Source organism: Micromonospora sp. NPDC050187 (assembly GCF_044459745.1).
In the GTDB taxonomy this organism is placed as follows: Bacteria; Actinomycetota; Actinomycetes; order Mycobacteriales; family Micromonosporaceae; genus Micromonospora.
Genome location: NZ_JBITJH010000015.1, coordinates 1 through 22,734, shown reverse-complemented (window position 1 = coordinate 22,734; position 22,734 = coordinate 1). Strand labels below are relative to the sequence as shown.

The window sequence follows — 22,734 nt, the reverse complement described above, 5'->3', positions numbered from 1 at the left end:
GCAGGTAACGTGCGCGTATTACCGTTCCTGTTGGGGCTGCTGCTCGGAGTCGGCGGGGTTCCGTTCTCCGGCGAGCCGGCGTGGGGTGGGGTGGCCCCGGCCACCGCGCCGGTCCCGCAGGTCGTGGGCCTCGACATCACGGTGCCGGAGTCGGTCCACATCGGTGCCACCACCGCCGGCGGTACGATCAGCGGCTCGCTCGGCACGGTCGTCGTCGAGGACCACCGGGGTTCGTTGAACCCGAACACCTGGACGGCCACCGTCTCCGCGACGGTCTTCGTCGCCGGGGCGGGCGGCAGCGGCCGGGCCATCGCCGCCTCGCAGGTGGCGTACTGGTCCGGTCCGTTGGTCCGGAGCACCGGCGGGGGCACGCTGGTGCCCGGCCAGCCGACCGCCGCGCAGGCGGTGACCCTCGGTGCGACCCGGGTTGCCTTCCAGAAGACCGCCGGCAACGGCAACAACACGGCCACCTGGAACCCGACGATCCGGATCAACGTGCCGGCGACCGCAGTGGCTGGCACCTACTCGGCGACGGTGACCCATTCGGTGGCGTGATCCGGCCCGCGTGGTCGCCCTGGTGCTGACGCTCGTCGCCGCCGCCGGGACGCCGGCGACGGCGGACCGGTCCACCCCTACCCGGAGCCCCAGCCCTCAGCCCTCCCCACGAACGGTGACGGGGGCCGGCATCCGTCTGTTGGACGCCCCGGTCAACCGTCGTGAGGACAGCCGGGCCCACCGGTACATCGTCGACCACGTGAAACCCGGGACGACGATCAAGCGTCGCATCGTGGTGGAGAACAAGGCCGAGGTCCGCCGGCCGGTCGCGGTCTACCCGGCCGCCGCCGAGGTGGGTCCGGACGGGTTCGTGTTCGCCCCGGGCCGGACGCCGAACGAGCTGACCAGTTGGATCTCCGTCGAACGCACCGAGGTCCCCCTGGACCCCGACGAGGAGGAGACCCTCTGGGTCACCATCGACGTGCCCCGTAAGGCATCCGCCGGAGAGCGGTACGGCGTCGTCTGGGCCGAGGTTTCCGGCACCGGCAAGCAGACGGTGCGCAACGTCGGCCGGGCCGGCATCCGGATCTACCTCTCGGTGGGGCCTGGTGGGGAGCCTCCCTCGGCCTTCGAGGTGGGGCCCTCGTCGGAGGGCGGGACGCCGACGGTCGGCCCACGGTGACCGCCGAGGTGCGCAACACCGGGCAACGGGCCCTCGACCTGGCTGGAGAACTGTCCCTCGCCGACGGACCCGGCGGTCTGTCGGCCGGCCCGGTCCGGACGGAGACCGTCACCCTCGGGCTGGGCGGGACCACCACCGTGCGGATACCGCTGGACCACCGCCTCCCGGACGGTCCCTGGTCGGCGACGCTGGCGCTGGCCAGCGGCTGGACCAAGCGCACGGCCTCCGGCACGGTCACCTTCTCCGGGCGGCCCGTCTCCGCGCACGCCAGCCAGGACCGGGACCAGACGGCCTCGGTGCTCGCCGGTGGGCTGGTCGTCTCCGCCTTGGTGCTGGCCAGCTTCCTCGGGCTCGTGCACCGCCGCAACCGGACGACACCGCCGTTGCACGCAGGCTGAGTCGGCGGACGGTGCGGCACGCCGGCTGAGACGACGGGCGGCGCGTCCGCCGCCCGCCGTCCGCCATGCTCAGGCCAGCTCGGCCCGGGCCACCGCCAGGAAGGCGTCGTTCTCCGCCGGGGTGCCGATGGTCATCCGGACGCCGTCACCGGGGAAGGGGCGGACGATCACGCCGCGCGCCTCGCAGGCCTTGGCGAACGTGATCGCCCCCTCGCCCAGCGGCAGCCAGACGAAGTTGCCCTGGCTGGTCGGGAGGTCCGGTACGAACGCGCGCAGCACCTCGGTGACCCGGTCCCGCTCGGCGACGACCAGCGCGCACCGACGCTCGACCTCGTCGGCCTGAGCCAGCGCGGCGAGCGCGGCGGCCTGGGCGGGCGCGTTGATCGAGAACGGGGTGACCACCTTCCGCACGGCGGCGGCCACCGCCGGCTGGGCGACCATGAAACCCACCCGCATCCCGGCCAGCCCCCACGCCTTCGACAGGGTGCGCAGCACCGCCACGTTGGGCCGGTCGACGTAGCCGAGACCGTCCGGCACCTCCGGGTCGGTGACGAACTCCCGGTACGCCTCGTCGACCACCACCAGCACGTCGTCCGGCACGGCGTCGAGGAAGCGCTCCAACTCGCGTCGGCGCAGGAAGGTGCCGGTGGGGTTGTTCGGGTTGCAGACCACCACCATCCGGGTCCGGTCGGTCACCGCCGCCGCCATCGCGGCCAGGTCGTGCCCGTGGTCCGGCAGGTTGGGCACCGGCACGCTGGTCGCCCCGCTGGTCGCCACGACGATCGGGTACGCCTCGAAGGAGCGCCACGAGTAGACCACCTCGTCACCGGGGAGGCAGGTGGCCCGCACCAGGTGCTCGGCGAGCGCCACCGAACCGCAACCGGTGACGACCTGCTCCGGTGCCACGCCGTACCGCTCGGCGAGGGCGGAGTGCAGCGCCACCACGCCCATGTCGGGGTAGCGGTGCGACCCGGCGGCGGCCTCGGCGATCGCCTCCACCACACCGGGCAGCGGGCCGTAGGGCACCTCGTTGCTCGCCAGCTTGATGGCCTCCGGGATGCCCAGCTCCCGGGCCAGGTCGGCCGGGCTGCGGCCGGGGACGTAGTTGGGCAGCGCGTCGAGGTCGGCGCGGGTGAGCCGGATCGGGGGCTCGCGGCGGCCGGTGTCGGTCATTCGGCATCTCCCTCTGGGCGGTCGTGCGCGTCGGCACGGGTGGGGGTGGGACGAGGCACCTGGACGACCACGGTCTGCGCACGCTTGTCGTGCAGCGCCTGGCGCAGCGGATGGTCGAAGAGAGGGGACAGGGCGTCGAGGAGCTGGAGCAGCAGACCGAGGCCGCAGCAGTACCAGAGCAGGGTGGGCAGGCCGAGGGTGTTCCAGCGCCGGAAGGACCGGCCGAAGCCGAGCGGCTGGTCACCGGCGACCGGCACCGCGCGGATGCCCATCACCCGCTTGCCGAAGGTCTGCCCCCCGCTGGCCATCGACGGAACCTCGTAGGCGAACCAGAGGGCGGTCGCGAGCAGCAGGATCGCCACCTGGAGACCACCGGCCTGGTCGCCCGGCTGGGGCAGCGGTTCGGTGGACGTGGAGCCGCTCGACACCCGGGCCCAGAACTCCCGCCAGACCGGCGACATCTCCTGCATGAACCGCCAGACGAACCAGCCGTTCACCACCGCGTTCAGCAGGAACACGATGCCGAAGTCGATCAGGCGGGCGAGGAAACGGGGACCGTACCCGGCCAGGGCCAGGCCGTGCGGGCGTGGCTCGGGCGGCCGTACCGGGTACCCGGGGTGCGGCCAGCCGGGCGGCGGGACGTGACCGGGCGGGAAGACGTACGGCGGCGGGGGGTGGTGGCCGGGTGGGGGAGCGTACCCGGGCGGCGGCCACGGCCCCGTCGGCTGCGCCCCGGGGGCCGGTGACGGGTGCGTCGGTTGCCCGGTGGGGCCGGGCCACGGGGGGCCGGTGACCGGACCGGCCGGGGGCGGCGCGGAGGTCGGCGCGGCTGGGCCCGGACCGGCCGCCGGGGTGGCCGGTGCCGGTTCGGTCGGGGTCGGGGCGGGTGCCGGTTCGGCCGGCGGTGGTCCCTCGGGTGGGGTGGCGTCGGCGGATATCGGCGCGCCGATCCACCCCTCGCCATCCCAGTAGCGCTGGGTCTCGGGGTCGGCAGGGTCGACGTACCAGCCGGGTTGCACACTCACGCAGCTACCTTAACGACGCCTTCGCCAGCGGCCAGCCACCTGTGGCACGGGGTTCGGCCGGTCACCGTCCACCCGGTGGACGGCGACCGGCCCGGTCGACGACTCAGAGGTTGCCGCGCCGTTCCTGCTCACGCTCGATCGCCTCGAAGAGGGCCTTGAAGTTGCCCTTGCCGAAGCCGAGCGAGCCGTGCCGCTCGATCAGCTCGAAGAAGACCGTCGGCCGGTCCTGCACCGGCTTGGTGAAGATCTGGAGCAGGTAGCCGTCCTCGTCCCGGTCGACGAGGATCTTGCGGGCCTTCAGCTCCTCGATCGGCACCCGTACGTTGCCGATGCGGGCGCGCAGCTCCGGGTCGTCGTAGTACGAGTCCGGGGTGTCCAGGAACTCGACACCGGCGGCCCGCATTGCGTCGACGCTGGCCAGGATGTCGTTGGTGGCCACCGCGATGTGCTGGGCGCCCGGCCCCTGGTAGAACTCCAGGTACTCGTCGATCTGCGACTTCTTCCGGGCGACGGCCGGCTCGTTGAGCGGGAACTTGACCTTCCGGGTGCCGTTGGCGACCACCTTGCTCATCAGCGCCGAGTAGTCGGTGGCGATGTCGTCGCCGATGAACTCCGCCATGTTGGTGAAGCCCATCACGCGCCGGTAGAACTCGACCCACTCGTCCATCCGGCCCAGCTCGACGTTGCCGACCACGTGGTCGACCGCCTGGAAGAAGCGCTTCGGCTGTACCCCGGCGTCGATCATGGGCTGCCGGTCGACGATCGGCCCCCGGGCGACGAAGCCGGGCAGGAACGGGCCGGTGTAGCGGGACCGGTCGACCAGGGTGTGCCGGGTGTCGCCGTAGGTGGCGATCGCGGCGACCCGGACGGTGCCGTGCTCGTCGGTGACCTCGTGCGGCTCCAGCAGGCCGGTCGCGCCCTGGGCGGTGGCGTGCGCGTACGCCGCGTCGACGTCCGGGACCTCCAGGGCGATGTCGGCGACGCCGTCGCTGTGCCTGGCGACCAGGGCGGCGTCCGGCGCGTCGGGGCGGACCGCGCCCCGCAGGACGAACCGGGCCGAACCACTGGTGAGCACGTACTCGGCGTAGTCCCGGTGGCCCTGTTCCGGCCCCCGGTACGCCACGCAGGTCATCCCGAACGCGGTGGAGTAGTAGTGGGCGGCCTGCTTGGCGTTGCCGACCAGGAAGCCGATGTGGTCGAGTCCGCGCACCGGGAACGGGTCGTGGCTGATGTCGTGGTCGACGGCGCCGACGAGCGCGTCGACGTCGACCTCTTCGGTCGACATGGGTCGGTCGATCGCCTGGGTCATCGTGGACTCCCTCCGTACGGTGCCGCCCGTGGCCCCGGCGGCGGTGTGACGTCGCACCGCGCGGTGCTCCTGAGGCGAGGATCGCGGCCGGCACACCGGTGGGCAACAGTCAGCCGATCGGCTGGTCAGGTTGCGCATTCGGTATGGTGTTCACCCATGACCAGTGGTCAGATTGTCCAGCTCGACCAGCTCGACGCGCGCCTGGTCGAGCTGCTCGCCGCCGAGCCGCGGATCGGGGTGCTGGAGTGCTCCCGCCGCCTGGGCGTGGCCCGGGGAACCATCCAGGCCCGCCTCGACAAGCTGGTCGACCGGGGGGTGGTGACCGGCTTCGGGCCGGACGTCCGCCCGGCGGCCATCGGGTTCGGGGTGACCTCCTTCGTCACCCTGGAGATCAGCCAGCGGCAGGGGCACGACCCGGTCACCGCCCACCTCGCCGAGATCCCCGAGGTGCTGGAGGCGCACACCATCACCGGTTCCAGCGACGTGCTCTGCCGGATCGTGGCCCGGTCGAACGCCGACCTCCAGCGGGTCATCGACCAGATCGTCTCGTACGAGGGCATCCGCCGGGCCTCGACCATCATCGCGCTGGCCGAGCAGATCCCGTACCGCGTACTGCCACTGGTGCGCTCGGCGGCCACCGGCCGGCCCTGACCCACCGCCTACCCGGGCCGGGCGTCCCGGGCCAGGGCGTCGCCGAGCGTGGTGCGGGCGTACCGGACCGCCCGCCCGGTGCGGGTGCGGGTCACCAGCCCGGCGTCCCGCAGCACCGCCAGGTGCCCGCCGACCCCGCCCAGGGTCAGGTCGAGCTGCCGGACGAGCTGACTGGTGGTGGCGGGTGCGGCCAGGGCCCGCAGCACCGCCGCCCGGGTACGGCCGAGCAGCCGGTCCAGGGCGTCCGGCGGCCGGTCCGGGTCGGGCGGGCCGAGCAGGTCCACCACGCCGGAAGCGCGGTAGACCAGCGCGAACGGCCATGGCGGCTCGACATAGTTGATCATCATGCCGAAGACGGTCGGCACGAAGAGCAGCCCCTTGCCGCCGAGCGAGTAGACGTCCGGCTGCCGGTCGGCCACCACGATGGCGCCGAACGGGCCACCCGGATCCCAGCTCAGCCGGGGGTCGAGACCGGCTACGGCGGCACCCCAACCGTAGGTGACCAGCCGGCCGGCGCGCTGGACGACGTCCCGCTCCAGGATGGTCCGCAGTCGGGGCCACTCCGGCTCGACCAGGGTCGCCCAGACCGCCTCGACCGCGTCCGCGAGCCGGTCCACCACGTCCGGCGAGCGAAAGATCCGCAGCGCGTACGCCGGCGGGGTGCGGTGCCCGGCGAGATTACGGGCCAGTTCGTAGCGGGCCCGCTCGCGCGGGGTGGCCCGGACCGTGGCGATCTCGTCGGCGAAGCTCCGTCCGGTGCCGGCCGGCGGCGGCTGGATGAAGTCGGCGTTGTAGCCGCCCCGCCGCAACAGGGCCAGCAGCGCCCCCACCGCCGGCACCTCCCGGCGCAGCCGCTGGTACGCCGGGCGGACGCGGGCCGTCCACGGCGCGAGCCCCGGCACGCTGTGCTGACCGGCGCACAACCGGAGCGCCGACATCGCCTCGCCCAACGGCGAGATGGCGTACCGGCTGGCCGCGATGTCGGAGGGGGTCACCTGGATCCGCACGTACCGGTCCACCTTTCGTCCTCAGGCGAAAGGATAGAGCGCCCGACGCGGTCCGGACAGGATGGCGTCTCGTGACCTCAGCCCGCACCACCACCGCACCACCTGCCGCGCCGGATCGGCCGGCCACCTTCCGGGACGTCTTCGCCGTCGCCGAGTTCCGGGTGATCTTCGCCAGCTACGGCGTGTTCCTGATCGGCGAGACGGTCAAGATGCTCGCCCTCTCCGTGCTGGTGTACGAGCGCACCGGATCCGGCCTGATCGCCGCCCTCGCGTACGTCACCGGGTTCCTGCCGCACGCGTTCGGCGGGGTGTTCCTGCTCGCCCTCGCCGACCGGTGGCCGCCCCGCGCGGTCATCGTCGGCTACGAACTGGTCCGGCTGGCCCTCGTGGCGGTGCTCGCGGTCGGGGTGCTCCCCCCGGCCGGCATGCTCGGGCTGGTCTTCGTCGTCGGCCTGTTCGGCCCGGTCAGCAGCGCCGCCCGGACCGCGCTGCTGCCGGAGATCCTGCACGGCGACGCGTACGTGCTGGGCCGCTCCCTGCTCACCGTGGCGTCCGGCGGCACCCAGGTCGTCGGATTCGCCGTCGGCGGTCTCCTGCTCGGCGTGGTCGGGCCGTACGGGGCCCTCTGGCTGACCGCCGCCACCTGCGCCCTCTCGGCCCTGCTCGTCCGGGTCGGGCTGCGGGCCCGCCCCGGCCGGACCCGGCGTGAACCCACCGGTCCGGCCCGGACCGACGGGGCCGCTTCCGCCGGTCCGGCTGGCCTCGACGGGACCGCTCCCGCCGGCCCGGTCCGCCTCGGCGCGGTGCGGGAGACCTGGCGGGGCAACCGGGAACTCCTCGCCGACCGGCGGATCCGGGGCCTGCTGCTGGCCCAGTGGCTGCCCGGCTCGATGCTGGTCGGGGCCGAGGCGGTCGCCGTGCCGTACGCCGCCGAACTCGGGCCTGGGGCGAGCGCGGGCGTGCTGCTGATGGCCGGGGCGTTCGGGATGCTCGTCGGGGACCTGGTGGTGGGGCGGTTCGTGCCGCCGGCCGCCCGGGAGCGGCTCAGCCCGTGGCTCGCGCTGCTGCTCGGCGTACCGGTGCTGGGGTTCCTGTTCCGGCCCGGCCTGGTCGTCGCCGCGCTGCTCTTCGCGGTGGCCGCCGCCGGTTTCGCCTACCAGCTCGGACTGGCCCGCCGGTTCCTCGACGCGGTGCCCGAGTCCCGGCGCGGCCAGGCGTTCGGGCTGACCAGCACCGGGTTGATGACCGCCCAGGGACTCGCCGCGGCCGGTGGCGGCGCGGTGACCGAGGTGACCGGCCCGGCGGTGGCGATGGCCCTCGCCGGGGTCGCCTCGCTCGCCGCCACCGGGGCGCTGTGGCGGGTCCTCACCCCGGAGCCGTCGCCCGACCGTCCGGATTAGTTCACCGACACGGCCGTACGGAGGGCACCGGGGCCGCGTCGACCTGGCTACGGTGTCCGTTGTGGCTCAGCAGGGCGGCCGGTGCGTCATTTGCTACGTGATCCTCGCGTTGATCGCGGTCGTCGTGCTGACCCTGACCGGGGTGTGGAATCCCTGGCCGGGGGTGTGGGATGCGGTCAACCGCAGCCGACCCATCTCCGAGCCGGACGTGACCTGGCAGCGCCGCATCGGCGGCACCCCGAAGAGCGTCACCGTCGCCGGGGACACCGTCGTCGTAGAGCAGCGGACCCGGGTGGAAGGGCTCAGCCTCGCCACCGGCGCGCCGCTGTGGGAGCGCAAGGCGGACTGGGCGGCGGTCGCCGGGAACGGTCGTGACGCGGTCGTCGCGGTCGGCAAGCTGCTGGTGAAGGGGTACGAGCTGCTCGACCCGGCGACCGGCGCGGTGCGCCGCCGGGACAACGAGGCGGTGGCCGTCTGGACGTACCGGAACATGGTGCTGGACGCCCGCTGCGCCCAGGCCACCGACTGCACGATCAGCGCCTGGGACGTGCGGGGCAGCCGTCCGCTCTGGACGGCCTTCCTGCCCGGCGTGGAGAGCGGCTTCTTCGCCGACAACCCTGAGCTGCTCGGCACCCGGCGACTGACCGGCCTCCGGATCGACCCCGGCGTGGCCGGCCCGGAGGCGGTGCCCGCCCTGCTCGGCTTCCCAGTCGACGGCCGGGTGCACGTGCTGGACACCGCGACCGGCCGGGTGGTGCGCGACCTCGAGCCCGGCCGGGAGGAACGGCTGGTCGCCGTCGGTGGGCGGCTGCTGCGGATCGAGGCGAGGTCGGAGGACGGCACCTGCTACTTCACCATCTCCGGCCGGGACGCGAACACCGGGCGGGAGGTGTGGCGACGCGCCGGGATCAACCTGCGCACCGCCGACAACGCCGGGTGCGTGCAGCGGGAGGACCCGCAGGGCGCGCGGAACGTGGTGGTCGGGGTGGCCCCGGATGCCCGGGAGACGGTCGTGGACGCCTACGACGGGCGGCTGCTCTGGGTCGGCGCGGCCGGGGAGAAACTCGTCGCCGTCGACGACCGCCACCTGCTGGCCCGCTCCGCGGACAAACGCTCGATCGTCGGACGGGAACTCGGCGTCGACCGTCCGCGCTGGACCCGGCGGTCGGCGGAGAAGACGGCCGGGGCGCTCACCCCGTACGCGGCGGTGCTCAGCGAGGACGGTCCCTCCCGGGCGGTCGCCCTCGACCCGCGTACCGGGCGGGAACTGGCGAATCTGCGTACCTCGGCGAACGTGCTGGCGGTCGGGCCCGGTGGCATGGTGATTGGCGAGGGGCGGGAGATCGGGTACGTCCGGTTCGCCGGTGCCTCCGGCGGCGCGCCGCCGGCCGGCGACGACGGATCCGGCCGGGAATCGGGCGGCGGCCCGGGGCGCGGCCCGAACCCGGCCGCGAGCTGCGGCCCGAAGGGCGAGAGCTGTCCGGAGCCGGACGGCGGCAAGGACGGATGAGCCGGGGTGACCACCGGGACGCGTGACGGGGACCGGCACGGATGAGAGCGGTGTCGCACGACTCACCCGGCGGGTACGACGACGCGGCCCGACTGCCCTAGGCTTTCCGCTCATGAGCAGTGCCGCCGCGTTCACCTACGCCCCCTTGCTCCCGGTCGGTGCCGACCAGACCGAGTACCGGCTGGTCACCGACGAGGGCGTCGACGTCGTCAACGGTCCGGGTGGCCGTCGGTTCCTCACCGTGGACCCGGCCGCGCTCACCGCCCTGACCGCCGAGGCGATGCACGACATCGCGCACTTCCTGCGCCCGGCCCACCTGGCCCAGCTCCGGTCGATCATCGACGACCCGGCGGCCTCGCCCAACGATCGCTTCGTCGCGCTGGACCTGCTGCGCAACGCGAACATCGCGGCCGGCGGTGTGCTGCCGATGTGCCAGGACACCGGCACCGCCATCGTGATGGGCAAGCGGGGCCGGCACGTGCTCACCGACGGCACCGACGCGGAGGCCATCTCCCGGGGCGTCTTCCAGGCGTACACGAAACTCAACCTGCGCTACTCCCAGCTCGCCCCGCTGACCATGTGGGAGGAGCGGAACACCGGCAGCAACCTGCCGGCGCAGGTGGAGATCTACGCCGAGGACCCGGACGGCCACCCGGACGCGTACAAGTTCCTCTTCATGGCCAAGGGTGGCGGCTCGGCCAACAAGTCGTACCTCTACCAGGAGACCAAGGCGCTGCTGAACCCGACGCGGATGATGCAGTTCCTGGAGGAGAAGCTGCGGCTGATCGGCACCGCCGCCTGCCCGCCGTACCACCTGGCGATCGTGATCGGTGGCACCTCGGCCGAGTACGCGCTGAAGACCGCCAAGTACGCCTCCGCCAAGTACCTCGACGCGCTGCCGACCGAGGGCTCGATGACCGCGCACGGCTTCCGGGACCTGGAGCTGGAAGCCGAGGTGCTGGAGCTGACCCGCAACTTCGGCATCGGCGCGCAGTTCGGCGGACGCTATTTCTGCCACGACGTACGGGTGGTCCGGCTGCCCCGGCACGGCGCGTCCTGCCCGGTGGCGATCGCGGTCTCCTGCTCGGCCGACCGGCAGGCGGTCGCCAAGATCACCCCGTCGGGCGTGTGGCTGGAGCGCCTCGAAACCGACCCGGCCCGCTACCTGCCCGACGTCACCGACGAGACCCTGGAGACCGAGGAGGTCGTTCGAGTCGACCTGAACCGGCCGATGGACGAGATCCGCGCCGAGCTGTCGAAGTACCCGGTGAAGACCCGGCTCTCGCTGACCGGTCCCCTGGTCGTCGCCCGGGACATCGCCCACGCCAAGATCGCCGAGCGGCTGGACGCGGGTGAGCCGATGCCGCAGTACCTGCGCGACCACGCCGTCTACTACGCCGGCCCGGCCAAGACCCCCGAGGGGTACGCTTCCGGCTCGTTCGGCCCGACCACCGCCGGCCGGATGGACGCCTACGTGGAGAAGTTCCAGGCGGCCGGCGGCTCGATGGTGATGCTCGCCAAGGGCAACCGGTCCGGCCAGGTCACCCGCTCCTGCCACCAGCACGGCGGCTTCTACCTCGGCTCCATCGGCGGCCCCGCCGCCCGGCTCGCCCAGGACTGCATCAAGCACGTCGAGGTCCTGGAGTACCAGGAGTTGGGCATGGAGGCGGTCTGGAAGATCGAGGTGGAGGACTTCCCGGCCTTCATCGTGGTCGACGACAAGGGCAACGACTTCTTCGCCGAGGTCACCAAGCCGGTCCTCACCGTCGGCCGCCGCTGACCCCCGGCTCACCGCAACGACGACGGGGCGCCCGGCCGCAGCCGGGCGCCCCGTCGTCGTTGTCGTGGTCAGCTCGCCTTACCGGCGTAGAACGTTCCAGTGAAGGTCTCCGAGACGATTCCGTCAGCGGTGCGGCCGTAGACGGTGATTCGGTAGATCTTGGAAGTCGGCGGCGTGTAACTCATCGAAGCCGAGCCGTCAGGTCCGGCCGCGACCGTTTGCGCGGGGCCGAAGGCGATCGAGTAGACGTACTCCGTCACACCGGGCATGCCCGGCTGGAAGACGAAGGTGCCGGGCGTTCCGGCAGGTGCCCCTGTCAGCGGGGTGTTGAGCGGGTACTCGACGGAGCTGACGGTCGGCTTGGTCGCCAGGTAGAAGCGATGGTTTGCCTCGCCGGACGGGAGGTTGTCGACGGTGCGGCTGCGCACGTCGACGTCGTTCCAGCCTGGCTTGGTGGGGGTGATGGTGACCGTGGCCGTACCGTCGGTCCCGGCGGCAACGGTCTGCTCCGGCCCGTCGTTGAGCCGGTATGTGTACTCGACGACGTTCTCCATTCGTGGCTGGAAGGTCAACGTGCGGGCCTCGCCGAAGCCGGCGGTCGGGTTGCCGTCGACGATCGTCGGGCTGGTGGTCCGTACTCGGAAGTAGTGGTTCGTGACCGCCGAGATGTTGCCGGCCCGATCCAGAGCCTGGACGGAGAGATACTGCGGCCCGTCACGTAGCGGCGCGATGGAAACGGTGGCCGAACCACCCGGTTCGTCGGCGGCCACCTCGGCGAACGCCCCGCTGGGCAGGGAGTAGCGATAGCGCACCGTGTCGGTGCTGCCGTTGGCGCCGAAGGTGAACTCGCCCGGGATGCCCGGCCCGCCATACCAGTCGTTCTCGTCCGGGTAGTCGGTCGAGCTGACCGTCGGCGTCACCGGCGAGGTCGTGTCGACGGTGAACCGGCACTCCGGCGACCAGATCGAGACGGCCCCGTTCGGGTCGGTCGCCCGGACCACGAAGACGTACGTCTCGCCGTCGGCCAGCAGCCCTTCGGGCACGTCGTAGCGGAAGGACAAGCCCGAGCTTTGCCAGCTGGTCGTCCGCTCCGTCCGGTCCGCTGGCCGGTCCGCCGGCCACCAGGCGAACGTCGCAGTCAACCGCTCGGCGTGGGCCGAATCGTGGTCCGGGTCCGTCAGAACGGTGGTGAGGTACGGGGTTGCTTCCGGAACGAACATGTCCGTCGTGCAGGGCATGCCGAGGATGCTCGACGCACCAGGCGCGTTCGGTGCGCCGTTGGCCTCCAGGGAGATGCCGAGAGTCTTGATCCGGCGAGCGTGGTGCTTGTTCTCCTCCAGGTCCCCGCCGATCCGGGCCAGGTAGGTGACGGAGTCCCACCCGGCGTCGACCGCCTGCTGGAGCGCGGGAGTGAGCAGCATCTCCAGGTAGTCGATGCCGCAGGGCGCGGTCGGAGCCACGTCGCCGACCTTTTCCCGGACGGTGGGCGCATCCTGCCAGGTCGGCATGGTGGCCGGGGTGTCGGTACGCCAAAGTTCCAGCGCACGCGGCTTGTCGCAGTCGCTGACGGACGTCTCCCCGGTCATCCCCACCGCCTTGATGACCTGCTTGTGCCGGTATGGGGTCAGGTCGAAGGTGAAGTAGGCCCGGGAGGTGTGCTTCCCGTCGGCGTCCTGCCAGGTGCCGACCGGCGCGGTGCCGTCGGTCACCGGGAACGCGGTGGTGGGGCGGGCGGAGTCGGTGAAGCTGGCGCTGGTCGGTGCGACGTAGGTCAGGGCTGCGGTGGCGGGCTGGCCGGTGGCGAGCAGAGCGCCACCGGCGGCGAGGAGGGTGGCGAGCCCGCCACCGAGGAAACGACGCCATGTCGATCGACTGAGATCGAACACTCTGGTCGTGGTGCCCCCGTGTGAATTTGGCAAGGTGAGATCCTCCGAGGTGAGGGTAGGAGTTTCATGATCGTAACTGCCTCCGGCCGCTCGTACCCCCGGGTTTTCGGCTGACGTTCGCGGCATCGAGGCCGGTCTGGACCCCACCCAACAGTGGATGGCATCGAGGCCGTGCGGCGAAGCGAACCCCTGCGGTCTCGCAGAACGCCCCCTGCCGGTCGGGCGACACCGGAATGGGTGGAGCCGACGGGATCCGAACCCGCATATGTCCGGATTGAAAGTCGGGGGCACGCGCCACCGAACTGGGCCATATCCCGATGTGTGCCCCCGGCAGGATTCGAACCTGCGACCTCGACATTCGTAGTGTCGCGCGCTGTCCAACTGCGCCACGGGGGCAATGATTGTTCTACGTGCCGACGAGAGGAATCGAACCCGAGGCCCTCCGATCGACAGTCGGATGCTCTACCCCTGAGCTACGTCGGAATGGTGGAGACGAGGGAAGTCGAACCCCTGACCTCTGCAGTGCGAAAGCAGCGCCCTACCTCCTGGGCCACGTCCCCATGCGTGCGCTCGGGGGGAGTCGAACCCCCACGCCTCTCGGCACCGGCTTCTGAGGCCGGCGTGTCTACCTGAGTTCCACCACGAGCGCGTGGTGCCGACGCCCGGTGTCGAACCGGGAGCCTGCCGGTCATGAGCCGGCCGCTCTGCCACTTGAGCTATACCGGCGGGTGACTGCAACCCGTAGTCGCGCCTCCATCTGATCGCGCACTTCGAGCCGCCGTGGGCCTTATCGATGCGAAGGCGGACCTCCGAGGACCCGCACTGGTCGATTGGAACCCACGCGCCGGTGTGAGTGCCCTCGGCGCGAGTCGAACGCGCACATGACTGCCATCTCGGGACAGCGCCTCTGCCATTGGGCTACGAGGGCATTGAGCTGGGAGCGGAGGACTCGAACCTCCAACCGCCCGGGTCAGAACCGGGTGTGCTGCCAGTTGCACCAGCTCCCATCGCGGCCGGCGGGCACTGGCCCCGCCGGCCGGTGATCAGCGGTGCACCATGCTCGACCAGGTGGGCACCGACGGCGGGAACCGCAGTTCCATCCCCGCCTCGGCGGGGGTCAGGTCACCCTTGCGCTGGTTGCAGGCGTAGCACGCGCCGATCGTGTTCTTCCAGCTGTTCCGGCCACCGCGCGAGCGGGGCAGGATGTGGTCGACGGTGGTGGCCGCCGACGGGCAGTACGCGCACCGGTAGCCGTCGCGGCGCAGCACGCCGGACTTCGACCAGCCGGGGCCGCTGGTGTACCGCCACCTCGTGACGACGTACCGGACCAGGCGCAGGACGCGGGGCATCGGGAAGACGCCGAGGTGCCGGTCGGGTTCGGCTTCGTGGATCTCGGCGACCCGGCGCAGGAGCATCCGGATCGCGTGTTGGACCGGGACCCGGTGCAGCGGTCCCAGGTCGGCGTTGAGTACGAGAACGGCGTCCACCGGGCCCTCCCTTCTCTTTGGCTGTCGGTGGTGAGAGCGGTGTTGCCCCCGGCCGGCCCGTGATGGCGCCGGCCGGGGTCTTGCTTGATTGCCATCCACTGTGGAGTTGAGAATTAGCGACGCCGCCGGCCGCAGCCGTGACGAGTAAGCAGGGGCGACAGGAATTGAACCTGCAACCTTCGGTTTTGGAGACCGGTGCTCCACCAGTTGAGCTACGCCCCTGTGAGCCTTTGTCGGACAACGAAAAAGCCGCCCATTCCCTGGCGGGGTGGGCGGCTTCGCAGCTTGCGCTGGCGCTACTCGCGCCGCCACCCCGGCTTCCAGTTCTGCTCGTTGACCGGCAGGTCGTGGGCTCGCCCGATCGAGGGCAGCACGACACCGCCGCGCGGCATACACCGCGTGGTTTTGGTGGAGGCGTACTGCGACACGGGGAGCTCCTTGGGTTGATCTCGGTCCTGCATTGCCCGTTCAAGGTAAGGGCAGCGGTGCGTCATCGGCAATGGATATTCCCCAGATACGATCATGTGCGTCGCGGGTGAGGCCCACCAGATCGTCGGTGTGCCGGTGAGGTTCACCGAGTACGACCCCCTCGATGACCCGCGATCATCTGCGGGCCGGCGGCGGGCGCGGCAGGATGGAACGCGTGACGAATCCAGAGGCAGTGGGCTACCGGATCGAACGCGACTCGATGGGTGAGGTGGAGGTGCCCGCCGACGCGCTGTGGCGGGCACAGACCCAGCGAGCCGTGCAGAACTTCCCCATCTCGGGCCGGGGGATCGAGCCCGCCCAAATCCGGGCGTTGGCCCAGATCAAGGGCGCGGCCGCCCAGGTCAACGCCGAACTGGGCGTGCTCGATTCCGGTGTGGCCGCCGCGATCGCCACCGCTGCCGCGCACGTGGCCGACGGCGGGTACGACGACCAGTTCCCGATCGACGTCTTCCAGACCGGCTCGGGCACCTCGTCCAACATGAACACCAACGAGGTGATCGCCACTCTGGCCGGCCGGGAACTGGGCCGGGACGTGCATCCGAACGACGACGTCAACGCCTCGCAGTCCAGCAACGACGTCTTCCCGTCCTCGATCCACCTGGCCGCCACCGAGGCGGTCGCGCGCGACCTGCTGCCCGCGCTGATCCACCTGGCCGAGGCTCTGGAGGCCAAGGCCGTCGAGTTCGAGACGGTGGTCAAGGCCGGGCGGACCCACCTGATGGACGCCACCCCGGTCACTCTGGGTCAGGAGTTCGGCGGATACGCCGCGCAGATCCGCTACGGCGTCGAGCGGCTGGAGGCGGCGCTGCCCCGGCTGGCCGAGCTGCCGCTGGGCGGCACGGCCGTGGGCACCGGCATCAACACCCCGCTCGGCTTCGCCGGCCGCGTGATCGAGCAGCTGCGCGAGTCCACCGGGCTGCCGGTGACCGAGGCCCGCAACCACTTCGAGGCGCAGGGCGCCCGGGACGCGCTGGTGGAGACGTCCGGCCAGCTCCGTACCGTCGCGGTCGGCCTCTACAAGATCGCCAACGACGTACGCTGGATGGGGTCCGGCCCCCGCGCCGGCCTGCGCGAGCTGCGCATCCCCGACCTCCAGCCCGGTTCGTCGATCATGCCGGGCAAGGTGAACCCGGTGGTCGCCGAGGCGGTCCGGCAGGTCTGCGCCCAGGTGATCGGCAACGACGCCACGGTCGCCTTCGCCGGCTCGCAGGGCGACTTCGAGCTGAACGTGATGCTCCCGGTGATGGCCCGCAACCTGCTGGAGTCGATCCGGCTGCTCGCCGCGTCCAGCCGTCTCTTCGCGGACCGCTGCGTGGCCGGCCTCGCCGCGAACGCCGATGTCTGTCTGGCGTACGCGGAGGGCTCGCCGTCGATCGTCACCCCACTCAACCGCTATCTCGGGTACGACGAGGCCGCGTCGATCGCCAAGGAGGCGCTGGCGAAGGAGATCTCCATCCGGGAGGTGGTGCTCGCCCGGGGGCACGTGGACAGCGGCAAGCTCAGTGAGGATCAGCTCGACGAGGCGTTGGACGTGCTCAGGATGACCCACCCCTGACCCGTGCCCAGCCGAGGAACCGGGCGAAGAGAGCTGCCGGACCGGGGCCGTCGTCCGGGTTCAGCCGGTACAGGTCGGCGGTCGCCTCGTGCAGCAGCGCGCAGAGGTGGACGCTGACGTTCACCCGCTCGTCGGCGTACTTCCCGGAGGAGGGTGAGCCGCGCGTGCTGATCGGACGGATACGTTGGGAAGTGCTCGGCGGCACTGCGGGTGAGCCGTTGCGATCGGCACTCCCGCAGGTGGCGGCAGCCTGGCGGACGACCTGCTCGACCCGGAGAGATGGACCGGCGGCTGGCCGACCGGATGGAGAGCCAGGGCATCCGCTACGGTGACCGGCCCCCGCAGGAGGCGGCGGTGCTGGACGAGTCGTTGCTGCGGCGGCGGGTCGGCGGGCGGAAGGTGGTAGCCGACCAGGCGCTGCACCTGGCCCGGCTCGCCATCGAGCATCCCAAGGTCCGGCTGCACACGGTGCCCCGCACCGCCGAGGAGTACCCGGGGCTCAGCGGACCGTTCGTCCTGGCGACCCTGCGCGACGGCACCGACCTGGCGTTCCTGGGTGGGCAGATCGGCGACCAGGAACTGGACCGGCCGGCGGATCTGTCGCGGCTGCAACGAATCTGGGAGATTACCCTCGGCGTGGCGTTGCCCCCGCAGGAGTCCATCGAGCTGATGAGGGAAGTGGCAGAGTCATGGAGCTGACCGGTGCGCGCTGGCGCAAAAGCAACCGGAGTGGTTCGAACGGCATGTGCGTCGAGGTGGCGACGAACCTGCCCGGCCTGGTCGGGGTGCGCGACAGCAAGGACCTTTCCGGCCCGGCGCTGACCTTCGACCCGTACACCTGGCGGGTCTTCCTCGCAGCGCTGCCGCGCTGACGTGCCGGTGGTTCCCGACGGCGAGGTGCTGGCCCGGCTCGGCCGGGAACGTAACGTCTGGTTCTGTACCCTCCGCCCCGACGGCTCACCGCACCTGACGCCGGTCTGGTTCGTCTACCTGGACGACCAGTGGTGGATCTGCACCGCCGCCCGCAACCGCAAGGTCCGCAACGTGGCGGCCGACCCCCGGGTCTCGCTGGCTCTGGAGGACGGGCGTGCCCCGGTCGTCGCGGAGGGGACGGTGACGATGCACCGCGAGTTCTTCCCCTCGGGCGTCGTGGCGGCCTTCCGTGCCAAGTACGGCTGGGACGTCACCGGCTCGGACGGGCCGGAGGGCGGCAACGTGTTGCTCCAGGTCACCGTCTCCCGCTGGCTCCTCGCCGGTCCGACGGACTGACCGCCGTCACCGCCCCGACCCGTGGCGGCCTGGCGTCCGATGGCCGGGCGTCGGATGGCCTGGCGGGACCGGGGCGGGCCGGGCGTCAGCCGACCCGGCAGAACCGGGGCCGGCGGTCAAAAGGCGTGGCCCGGCCGGCGGGCCGCCCGGCACCATACGGGCATGAGCGCCCTACCAGAGCAGAGCGCGACCCTGCTGGAGACCGCACGCCTCCGGCTTCGCCGGCTGACCCCGGCCGACCTCGACCACCTCGTCGAGTTGGATTCCGACCCGGAGGTCATGCGCCACCTCACCAACGGCCGGCCCACGCCGCTGCCGGTGGTGCGGGACGAACTGCTGCCCCACCTGCTCGACCAGTACGACCGCTGGCCGGGCCTCGGCCACTGGGCGGCGGTCGACCGGGTCGACGGCACCTTCCTCGGCTGGTTCGCCCTCGCCCCGCCGCCCGGCGATCCTCCGGCATCCGGTCCGACGCAGGCCGAGCTGGGCTACCGCCTCCGACGGTCCGCCTGGGGGAGCGGACTCGCCACAGAGGGGTCCCGGGCCCTCGTCCGGTACGCCTTCACGCGGCTCGGACTACGCCGGATCTGGGCGGAGACCATGGCCGTCAACGTGCGATCCCGGCGGGTCCTGGAGAAGACGGGACTGCATTACGTCCGTACCTTTCACCTCACCTGGGACGACCCGATTCCGGGATATGAACAAGGGGAGGTGGAATACGAGATTCTCCACCCCGGATGCTAGGAAGGGAGCTTTGCCGGCAGGATCGACAACGGGGGCTTTCGTCTCATGGTGAGTGTGGTCGTGTTCGACGCGGACGAGACGCTGCTGGACCTGAGACCGGCGGTGACCACCAGTCTGGCGGCCGTACTGGAGGAGATGCGGCGGCTGAGCCCCGCGGCGGCCACGGTCTCCCTGGCGGACCTGGAGGCGGACTGGGCGGCGGTCTGGGCTGTACGCAGTGCCGCGCCGGTGCAGGAGGTCCGTCGCGCCGGGCTGGCCCTGTCACTGGCCAGGGCCGGTCTGGATGCCGAACTCGACCGCATGCTCGAACTGTTCTTCGCCCACCGGTTCGCATTGACCAGGCCGTTTCCGGATGTGCTCCCGGCGCTCGCCGAGTTGCGCCGGCATTTCGTGCTCGGCTACGCCACCAACGGCAACAGTCGGACCGAACGCTGCGGACTGGCCGGCGAGTTCGCCTTCGAGTTGTACGCCCACGAGAACGGGCTGCCGAAGAAACCCGCACCCGAGTTCTACGCGGCGGTGGTGGCGGCGGCCGGGGTGCCGCCGACAGAGGTGCTCTACGTCGGGGACTCCCTCGACCACGACGTGATCGCGCCGCAACTCGCGGGCCTGCGGGCGATCTGGCTGAACCGCACCGGAGCGGTATGCCGGCCCGGCGTGGTACCGGACGGTGAGGTGTCCACAATGGCTGAACTGCTCGACGTCATCGACCGGTCGGTGCGACAGCCGCTGTGAACGCCTCTGATCTGCTGCCACCTCTGGCGAAACCAGCGTTGATGTTGTCTGATGTCTGCCACGTCCCTCAACGAGAGGATCTGATGTGGTGAGCAAGCGCTTCACCGCCGGTGCCGTCGCTACCGCAACGGCGCTGGCACTCACGGTGACCGGCCCGGTCGGTCCGGCCAATGCCGAACCGACCGTGTCCCGGACGTTCACCGTCGTCGCGGAGGAGGGTGTCTCCGTCGACGCCGCGATCGCCGCCATCCGGTCCGCCGGTGGCACGGTGGTCTCCCGTACCGACGAGGTCGGTATCTTCCAGGTCACCAGCGAGCGGGTGGACTTCGCCGCCCGGGCCACCGCTGCCGCCGCCCTGGTCGGCGCGGCCCAGCAGAAGGCCATCGGCCGCAAGCCCAAGCTGGACCGGATCGAGCAGGAACACCTGCTGGCCGCGACGAAGAAGGCGGCGAAGGACTCCGCCAAGAAGCGCGGGACCAAGATGGACCCGCTTGACGACAAGCTCTGGGGCCTGGAGATGATCCGGGCCGACAAGTCCCGCAAGATCGAGCCCGGTGACCGGCGGGTGAAGGTCGGTGTCCTGGACACCGGTGTCGACGCCAGCAACCCGGACATCGCCCCGAACTTCGACTGGTCGCTGTCGCGCAACTTCGCCCCCGACATCGCCGAGGTCGACGGCCCGTGCGAGGTGGCGAGCTGCCTCGACCCGGTCGGCACCGACGACAACGGGCACGGCACCCACGTCGCCGGCACCATCGGCGCGGCGGCCAACGGCTTCGGCATCTCCGGGGTCGCCCCGAACGTCAGCCTGGTGCAGCTCAAGGGCGGCCAGGACTCGGGCTACTTCTTCCTCGAGCCGGTGGTCAACTCGCTGGTGCACGCCGCCAACAACGGCCTCGACGTGGTGAACATGTCGTTCTACGTCGACCCGTGGCTGTACAACTGCACCGCCAACCCGGCCGACTCGCCCGAGAACCAGGCCGCGCAGCGGGCCACCATCGCGGCGATGAAGCGGACCCTGACCTACGCGCACCGCAAGGGTGTCACCCTGGTCGGCGCGCTCGGCAACAACAACGAGGACCTCGGTGCCCCGCGCACCGACGTGGGCAGCCCGAACTACGGCCCCACCCAGCCGTACCCCCGGCCGATCGACAACGAGAGCTGCTGGGACCTGCCGGCCGAGGGCCCGCACGTGATCGGTGTCTCCTCGCTCGGCCCGTCGTACAAGAAGTCGGACTTCTCGAACTGGGGCACCGAGCAGATCTCCGTCGCCGCGCCGGGTGGCTGGTTCCGGGACGGCTTCGGCACCGACACGCACCGCACCGACGCCAACATGATCCTCTCGGCGTACCCGAAGCACGTGCTCCAGGAGGAGGGCTCGGTCGACGCGGACGGCAACATCGTCCCCGGTGCCGAGACCTTCGTCTTCAAGGAGTGCAAGACCAACGGTGAGTGCGGCTACTACACCTACCTTCAGGGCACCTCGATGGCCGCGCCGCACGCGGCCGGCGTCACCGCGCTGATCGTCAGCAAGTTCGGCAAGAACGAGCGCCGGGGTGGCTTCGGCATGGACCCGGCCCTGGTCGAGCAGCACCTCTACCGTACGGCCGCCGAGCGGGCCTGCCCGGAGCCCCGGCTCCAGCAGTACCGCAACGAGGGCCGGGACGAGACCTACGACGCCTACTGCGCCGGTGGTCTCAACTTCAACGGGTTCTACGGCTACGGCATCGTCGACGCCTACGCCGCCGTGAAGACCCCGCTCAAGCCGAACGCCCGCCCGTAGGGCCCGCGTCCGTCTCCTGATCGGCGTAGCTGCGGCATCCGGGTCCCCCGGGTGCCGCAGTTCCGTCTTCCCCCACGGCCGACCCCGGTACCGCCGCGGTGACGGGGGATGCGCCGCCTACACCGGTCGACTGCGCCAGCCACGGCCGGCCAGAGCCGCCCGGATCTCGCGGAGCAGCGCGGTGAAATCGTGACGCAGGCGGCGACCGGTCACGTGCAGCACCAGCCAGCCGGCACCGACGAGTTGGTTGAGCCGGCGGCGATCGCGGTGCAACTGCTCCGGGTCGGCGTGCCACCGGCCGTCGTACTCGACGGCGACCTTGAACTCCGGCCAGGCCAGGTCCGGGTGCAGGACCAGCCCGGACGACACCCGGACCGGATGCTGGGTCACCGGGCGGGGCAGCCCGGCCAGCACCAGTCTGACCCGCAGGTGGGACTCCGGTGGCGACTGCGCACCCGGATCGGCCAGGCCGAACACGCGGATCACCCGCCTGCCGCCCCGCCGGTCTGCGTTCCGGCCGGCGATGTCGGCGAGCGCATGCCGGTTGGTCAGGCCCCGCCCGAGTAGGCCGTCAATGATGCCGACCGCCCGGACCGGTTCCACCCACGCTGCGGTCTCCCACGCGGATCGGGTCGGGTCGGAGCGCGGCGGTGCACCCGTCCAGCCCGGCTCCAGGCCGGCCGTAGCCCCGACTGCGAATCCGTCGGCGACCAGGGTGGTCGTGTGCACCCGTAGTCCCCGCTGACTGCGCAGCCCGGCCGGTCCGGTGACGACGACATGGACGTCGTCGGTGAAGTCGGCGGCGTGTTCGACGCCGTGCAGGTACGCCGCCGACGGGCCGGCGAACGCCGCACCAGCGGGAAGTCGGCAGGCCACCGCCCGGCAGGCGAGTGCGTGGTCGCGGTCGAGCCGGGCGTCGGCGTAGACGTCGTGGCGCAGCCGAACCCAGGCCGAGCTGCGGAGGTGGTCTGCGGTAAGAAGACCACGGCGGACCGCGTCCGAGCCGCGGAAGACCTGCCAGGCCAGGGCCGGCGGTCGGTAGGCGGGTGGAGGCATGTCGGTCAGGGTGCCGGTCGGCCTGCGCTCGGCGACACCCCTGTGGACAACCAGCCCCGCCCGTCCGGCTGCCTCCTGTGGACAACCTCCCCCGCGCCCGACGACTGTGCTAGGCGGCGGCATAACCGTGCGGCCCCGGCCCGCGTGATCGACTCGGCCCCGGCCCGCGTGATCGACTCGGATTGCGGCATGTCGGCCTCTTTCCCGGCTTGGGTTCAAGTGGTTGTTGCAACGGGGTGGATTCTCGTGAGGATGAGGGTTCATGCCAGGGAGACGGTTGTCGTCCGCGGAGCGGGCGCA

21 protein-coding genes, 8 tRNA genes and 2 pseudogenes are annotated in these 22,734 nt (G+C 71.6%); 14 read left to right on the top strand and 17 right to left on the bottom strand.

All coding sequences use genetic code 11. From position 1 onward, the window contains the following. Window positions 1-9 precede the first annotated feature (9 nt). The 3 genes from ACIBJE_RS21845 (at window position 10) to ACIBJE_RS21835 (ending at window position 1,575) form a co-directional block, all read left to right on the top strand. Window positions 10-555: a hypothetical protein gene (locus tag ACIBJE_RS21845; protein ID WP_396751056.1), complete on the top strand. Its 546-nt coding sequence runs from the start codon at window positions 10-12 to the stop codon at window positions 553-555. Between the two features lie 199 nt (window positions 556-754). Continuing rightward, window positions 755-1,177, top strand: a complete 423-nt coding sequence (locus ACIBJE_RS21840; protein WP_396751054.1) for a hypothetical protein — start codon at window positions 755-757, stop codon at window positions 1,175-1,177. After that, window positions 1,174-1,575 carry a hypothetical protein gene (locus tag ACIBJE_RS21835; protein WP_396751052.1) on the top strand — a complete coding sequence of 134 codons (402 nt, stop codon included), beginning with the start codon at window positions 1,174-1,176 and terminating at the stop codon, window positions 1,573-1,575. Before ACIBJE_RS21840 ends, ACIBJE_RS21835 begins: the two co-directional genes overlap by 4 nt. Before the next feature lie 69 nt (window positions 1,576-1,644). Here the strand turns inward: ACIBJE_RS21835 and hisC are convergent, their stop codons facing one another. From hisC to hppD, 3 genes are all read right to left on the bottom strand, one after another. Then, window positions 1,645-2,748, bottom strand: a complete 1,104-nt coding sequence (hisC, locus tag ACIBJE_RS21830) for a histidinol-phosphate transaminase (RefSeq protein ID WP_396751050.1) — start codon at window positions 2,746-2,748, stop codon at window positions 1,645-1,647. After that, on the bottom strand, window positions 2,745-3,773 hold the full coding sequence (locus tag ACIBJE_RS21825; RefSeq protein WP_396751048.1) for an RDD family protein: 1,029 nt from the start codon (window positions 3,771-3,773) through the stop codon (window positions 2,745-2,747). Before ACIBJE_RS21825 ends, hisC begins: the two co-directional genes overlap by 4 nt. 103 nt (window positions 3,774-3,876) lie before the next feature. Further along, complete coding sequence (hppD, locus tag ACIBJE_RS21820) at window positions 3,877-5,082, bottom strand: 4-hydroxyphenylpyruvate dioxygenase (RefSeq protein ID WP_396751046.1); 1,206 nt, start codon at window positions 5,080-5,082, stop codon at window positions 3,877-3,879. Window positions 5,083-5,238: 156 nt separating this feature from the next. Here hppD and ACIBJE_RS21815 point away from each other — a divergent pair. Next, a pseudogene (locus ACIBJE_RS21815) lies at window positions 5,239-5,730 on the top strand (Lrp/AsnC family transcriptional regulator); the annotation flags it as partial. 11 nt (window positions 5,731-5,741) lie between these two features. Here the strand turns inward: ACIBJE_RS21815 and ACIBJE_RS21810 are convergent. Then, complete coding sequence (locus ACIBJE_RS21810) at window positions 5,742-6,740, bottom strand: helix-turn-helix domain-containing protein (protein WP_396751285.1); 999 nt, start codon at window positions 6,738-6,740, stop codon at window positions 5,742-5,744. 71 nt (window positions 6,741-6,811) lie between these two features. Here ACIBJE_RS21810 and ACIBJE_RS21805 point away from each other — a divergent pair, with 71 nt between their 5' ends. The 3 genes from ACIBJE_RS21805 (at window position 6,812) to ACIBJE_RS21795 (ending at window position 11,430) form a co-directional block, all read left to right on the top strand. Continuing rightward, a complete protein-coding gene (locus ACIBJE_RS21805; RefSeq protein ID WP_396751044.1) occupies window positions 6,812-8,140 on the top strand; it encodes an MFS transporter in 1,329 nt (442 codons plus the stop codon). 112 nt (window positions 8,141-8,252) lie between these two features. Continuing rightward, window positions 8,253-9,650: a PQQ-binding-like beta-propeller repeat protein gene (locus ACIBJE_RS21800; RefSeq protein ID WP_396751283.1), complete on the top strand. Its 1,398-nt coding sequence runs from the start codon at window positions 8,253-8,255 to the stop codon at window positions 9,648-9,650. A 112-nt stretch (window positions 9,651-9,762) separates the two neighbouring features. Next, entirely contained in the window at window positions 9,763-11,430 is a 1,668-nt protein-coding gene (locus ACIBJE_RS21795; protein WP_396751042.1) for a fumarate hydratase, read from the top strand. 68 nt (window positions 11,431-11,498) lie between these two features. On the opposite strand, the gene ACIBJE_RS21790 is transcribed toward ACIBJE_RS21795, so the two are convergent. The 11 genes from ACIBJE_RS21790 to ACIBJE_RS21740 all read right to left on the bottom strand — a co-directional run bounded on the left by ACIBJE_RS21790 (window position 11,499) and on the right by ACIBJE_RS21740 (window position 15,231). Beyond that, the gene (locus tag ACIBJE_RS21790; RefSeq protein WP_396751040.1) at window positions 11,499-13,316 is read right to left on the bottom strand and encodes a hypothetical protein; all 1,818 of its coding nucleotides are present in this window, start codon (window positions 13,314-13,316) and stop codon (window positions 11,499-11,501) included. Between the two features lie 322 nt (window positions 13,317-13,638). After that, window positions 13,639-13,712, bottom strand: a tRNA-Arg gene (locus ACIBJE_RS21785). A gap of 15 nt (window positions 13,713-13,727) precedes the next feature. After that, window positions 13,728-13,798, bottom strand: a tRNA-Asp gene (locus ACIBJE_RS21780). A gap of 2 nt (window positions 13,799-13,800) precedes the next feature. After that, window positions 13,801-13,876, bottom strand: a tRNA-Ala gene (locus tag ACIBJE_RS21775). A gap of 5 nt (window positions 13,877-13,881) precedes the next feature. Further along, window positions 13,882-13,965, bottom strand: a tRNA-Leu gene (locus tag ACIBJE_RS21770). Window position 13,966: 1 nt separating this feature from the next. After that, a tRNA-Met gene (locus tag ACIBJE_RS21765) sits at window positions 13,967-14,042 on the bottom strand. A gap of 128 nt (window positions 14,043-14,170) precedes the next feature. After that, window positions 14,171-14,244 (bottom strand) — tRNA-Leu (locus ACIBJE_RS21760). Between the two features lie 6 nt (window positions 14,245-14,250). Continuing rightward, window positions 14,251-14,323: transfer RNA gene (locus ACIBJE_RS21755), tRNA-Gln, on the bottom strand. Between the two features lie 36 nt (window positions 14,324-14,359). After that, entirely contained in the window at window positions 14,360-14,803 is a 444-nt protein-coding gene (locus ACIBJE_RS21750) for an HNH endonuclease (RefSeq protein ID WP_396751038.1), read from the bottom strand. Between the two features lie 149 nt (window positions 14,804-14,952). Beyond that, window positions 14,953-15,025 (bottom strand) — tRNA-Trp (locus tag ACIBJE_RS21745). Window positions 15,026-15,099: 74 nt separating this feature from the next. Next, the gene (locus tag ACIBJE_RS21740) at window positions 15,100-15,231 is read right to left on the bottom strand and encodes a hypothetical protein (RefSeq protein ID WP_396751036.1); all 132 of its coding nucleotides are present in this window, start codon (window positions 15,229-15,231) and stop codon (window positions 15,100-15,102) included. Between the two features lie 215 nt (window positions 15,232-15,446). On the opposite strand from ACIBJE_RS21740, the gene ACIBJE_RS21735 reads away from it, so the two are divergent. Continuing rightward, window positions 15,447-16,847: a class II fumarate hydratase gene (locus ACIBJE_RS21735; protein WP_396751034.1), complete on the top strand. Its 1,401-nt coding sequence runs from the start codon at window positions 15,447-15,449 to the stop codon at window positions 16,845-16,847. On the opposite strand, the gene ACIBJE_RS21730 is transcribed toward ACIBJE_RS21735, so the two are convergent. Continuing rightward, complete coding sequence (locus tag ACIBJE_RS21730) at window positions 16,828-16,971, bottom strand: hypothetical protein (protein WP_396751032.1); 144 nt, start codon at window positions 16,969-16,971, stop codon at window positions 16,828-16,830. The two genes, ACIBJE_RS21735 and ACIBJE_RS21730, sit on opposite strands and share 20 nt — an antisense overlap. A gap of 152 nt (window positions 16,972-17,123) precedes the next feature. On the opposite strand from ACIBJE_RS21730, the pseudogene ACIBJE_RS21725 reads away from it, so the two are divergent. From ACIBJE_RS21725 to ACIBJE_RS21700, 6 genes and pseudogenes are all read left to right on the top strand, one after another. Beyond that, window positions 17,124-17,546: pseudogene (locus ACIBJE_RS21725) on the top strand (DUF5753 domain-containing protein); the annotation flags it as partial. After that, window positions 17,537-17,719, top strand: a complete 183-nt coding sequence (locus ACIBJE_RS21720) for a DUF397 domain-containing protein (RefSeq protein WP_396751030.1) — start codon at window positions 17,537-17,539, stop codon at window positions 17,717-17,719. The pseudogene ACIBJE_RS21725 and the gene ACIBJE_RS21720, both read left to right, overlap by 10 nt. 1 nt (window position 17,720) lies before the next feature. After that, on the top strand, window positions 17,721-18,116 hold the full coding sequence (locus tag ACIBJE_RS21715) for a pyridoxamine 5'-phosphate oxidase family protein (protein ID WP_396751028.1): 396 nt from the start codon (window positions 17,721-17,723) through the stop codon (window positions 18,114-18,116). Window positions 18,117-18,278: 162 nt separating this feature from the next. Beyond that, window positions 18,279-18,860: a GNAT family N-acetyltransferase gene (locus ACIBJE_RS21710; RefSeq protein ID WP_396751026.1), complete on the top strand. Its 582-nt coding sequence runs from the start codon at window positions 18,279-18,281 to the stop codon at window positions 18,858-18,860. A 45-nt stretch (window positions 18,861-18,905) separates the two neighbouring features. Continuing rightward, complete coding sequence (locus ACIBJE_RS21705) at window positions 18,906-19,595, top strand: HAD family hydrolase (protein ID WP_396751024.1); 690 nt, start codon at window positions 18,906-18,908, stop codon at window positions 19,593-19,595. A gap of 88 nt (window positions 19,596-19,683) precedes the next feature. Next, the gene (locus ACIBJE_RS21700; protein WP_396751022.1) at window positions 19,684-21,378 is read left to right on the top strand and encodes a S8 family peptidase; all 1,695 of its coding nucleotides are present in this window, start codon (window positions 19,684-19,686) and stop codon (window positions 21,376-21,378) included. Window positions 21,379-21,495: 117 nt separating this feature from the next. Here ACIBJE_RS21700 and ACIBJE_RS21695 read toward each other — a convergent pair whose 3' ends face one another. Then, the gene (locus ACIBJE_RS21695; RefSeq protein WP_396751020.1) at window positions 21,496-22,434 is read right to left on the bottom strand and encodes a hypothetical protein; all 939 of its coding nucleotides are present in this window, start codon (window positions 22,432-22,434) and stop codon (window positions 21,496-21,498) included. Window positions 22,435-22,734: the final 300 nt, after the last annotated feature.

What these genes read in the sequence shown, in the direction of transcription:
- hisC (WP_396751050.1), bottom strand. Translation starts at nt 2,748, where the DNA reads ATGACCGACACCGGCCGCCGCGAGCCCCCGATCCGGCTCACCCGCGCC.
- ACIBJE_RS21705 (WP_396751024.1), top strand. Translation starts at nt 18,906, where the DNA reads ATGGTGAGTGTGGTCGTGTTCGACGCGGACGAGACGCTGCTGGACCTG.
- ACIBJE_RS21695 (WP_396751020.1), bottom strand. Translation starts at nt 22,434, where the DNA reads ATGCCTCCACCCGCCTACCGACCGCCGGCCCTGGCCTGGCAGGTCTTC.
- ACIBJE_RS21720 (WP_396751030.1), top strand. Translation starts at nt 17,537, where the DNA reads ATGGAGCTGACCGGTGCGCGCTGGCGCAAAAGCAACCGGAGTGGTTCG.
- ACIBJE_RS21795 (WP_396751042.1), top strand. Translation starts at nt 9,763, where the DNA reads ATGAGCAGTGCCGCCGCGTTCACCTACGCCCCCTTGCTCCCGGTCGGT.
- ACIBJE_RS21710 (WP_396751026.1), top strand. Translation starts at nt 18,279, where the DNA reads ATGAGCGCCCTACCAGAGCAGAGCGCGACCCTGCTGGAGACCGCACGC.
- hppD (WP_396751046.1), bottom strand. Translation starts at nt 5,082, where the DNA reads ATGACCCAGGCGATCGACCGACCCATGTCGACCGAAGAGGTCGACGTC.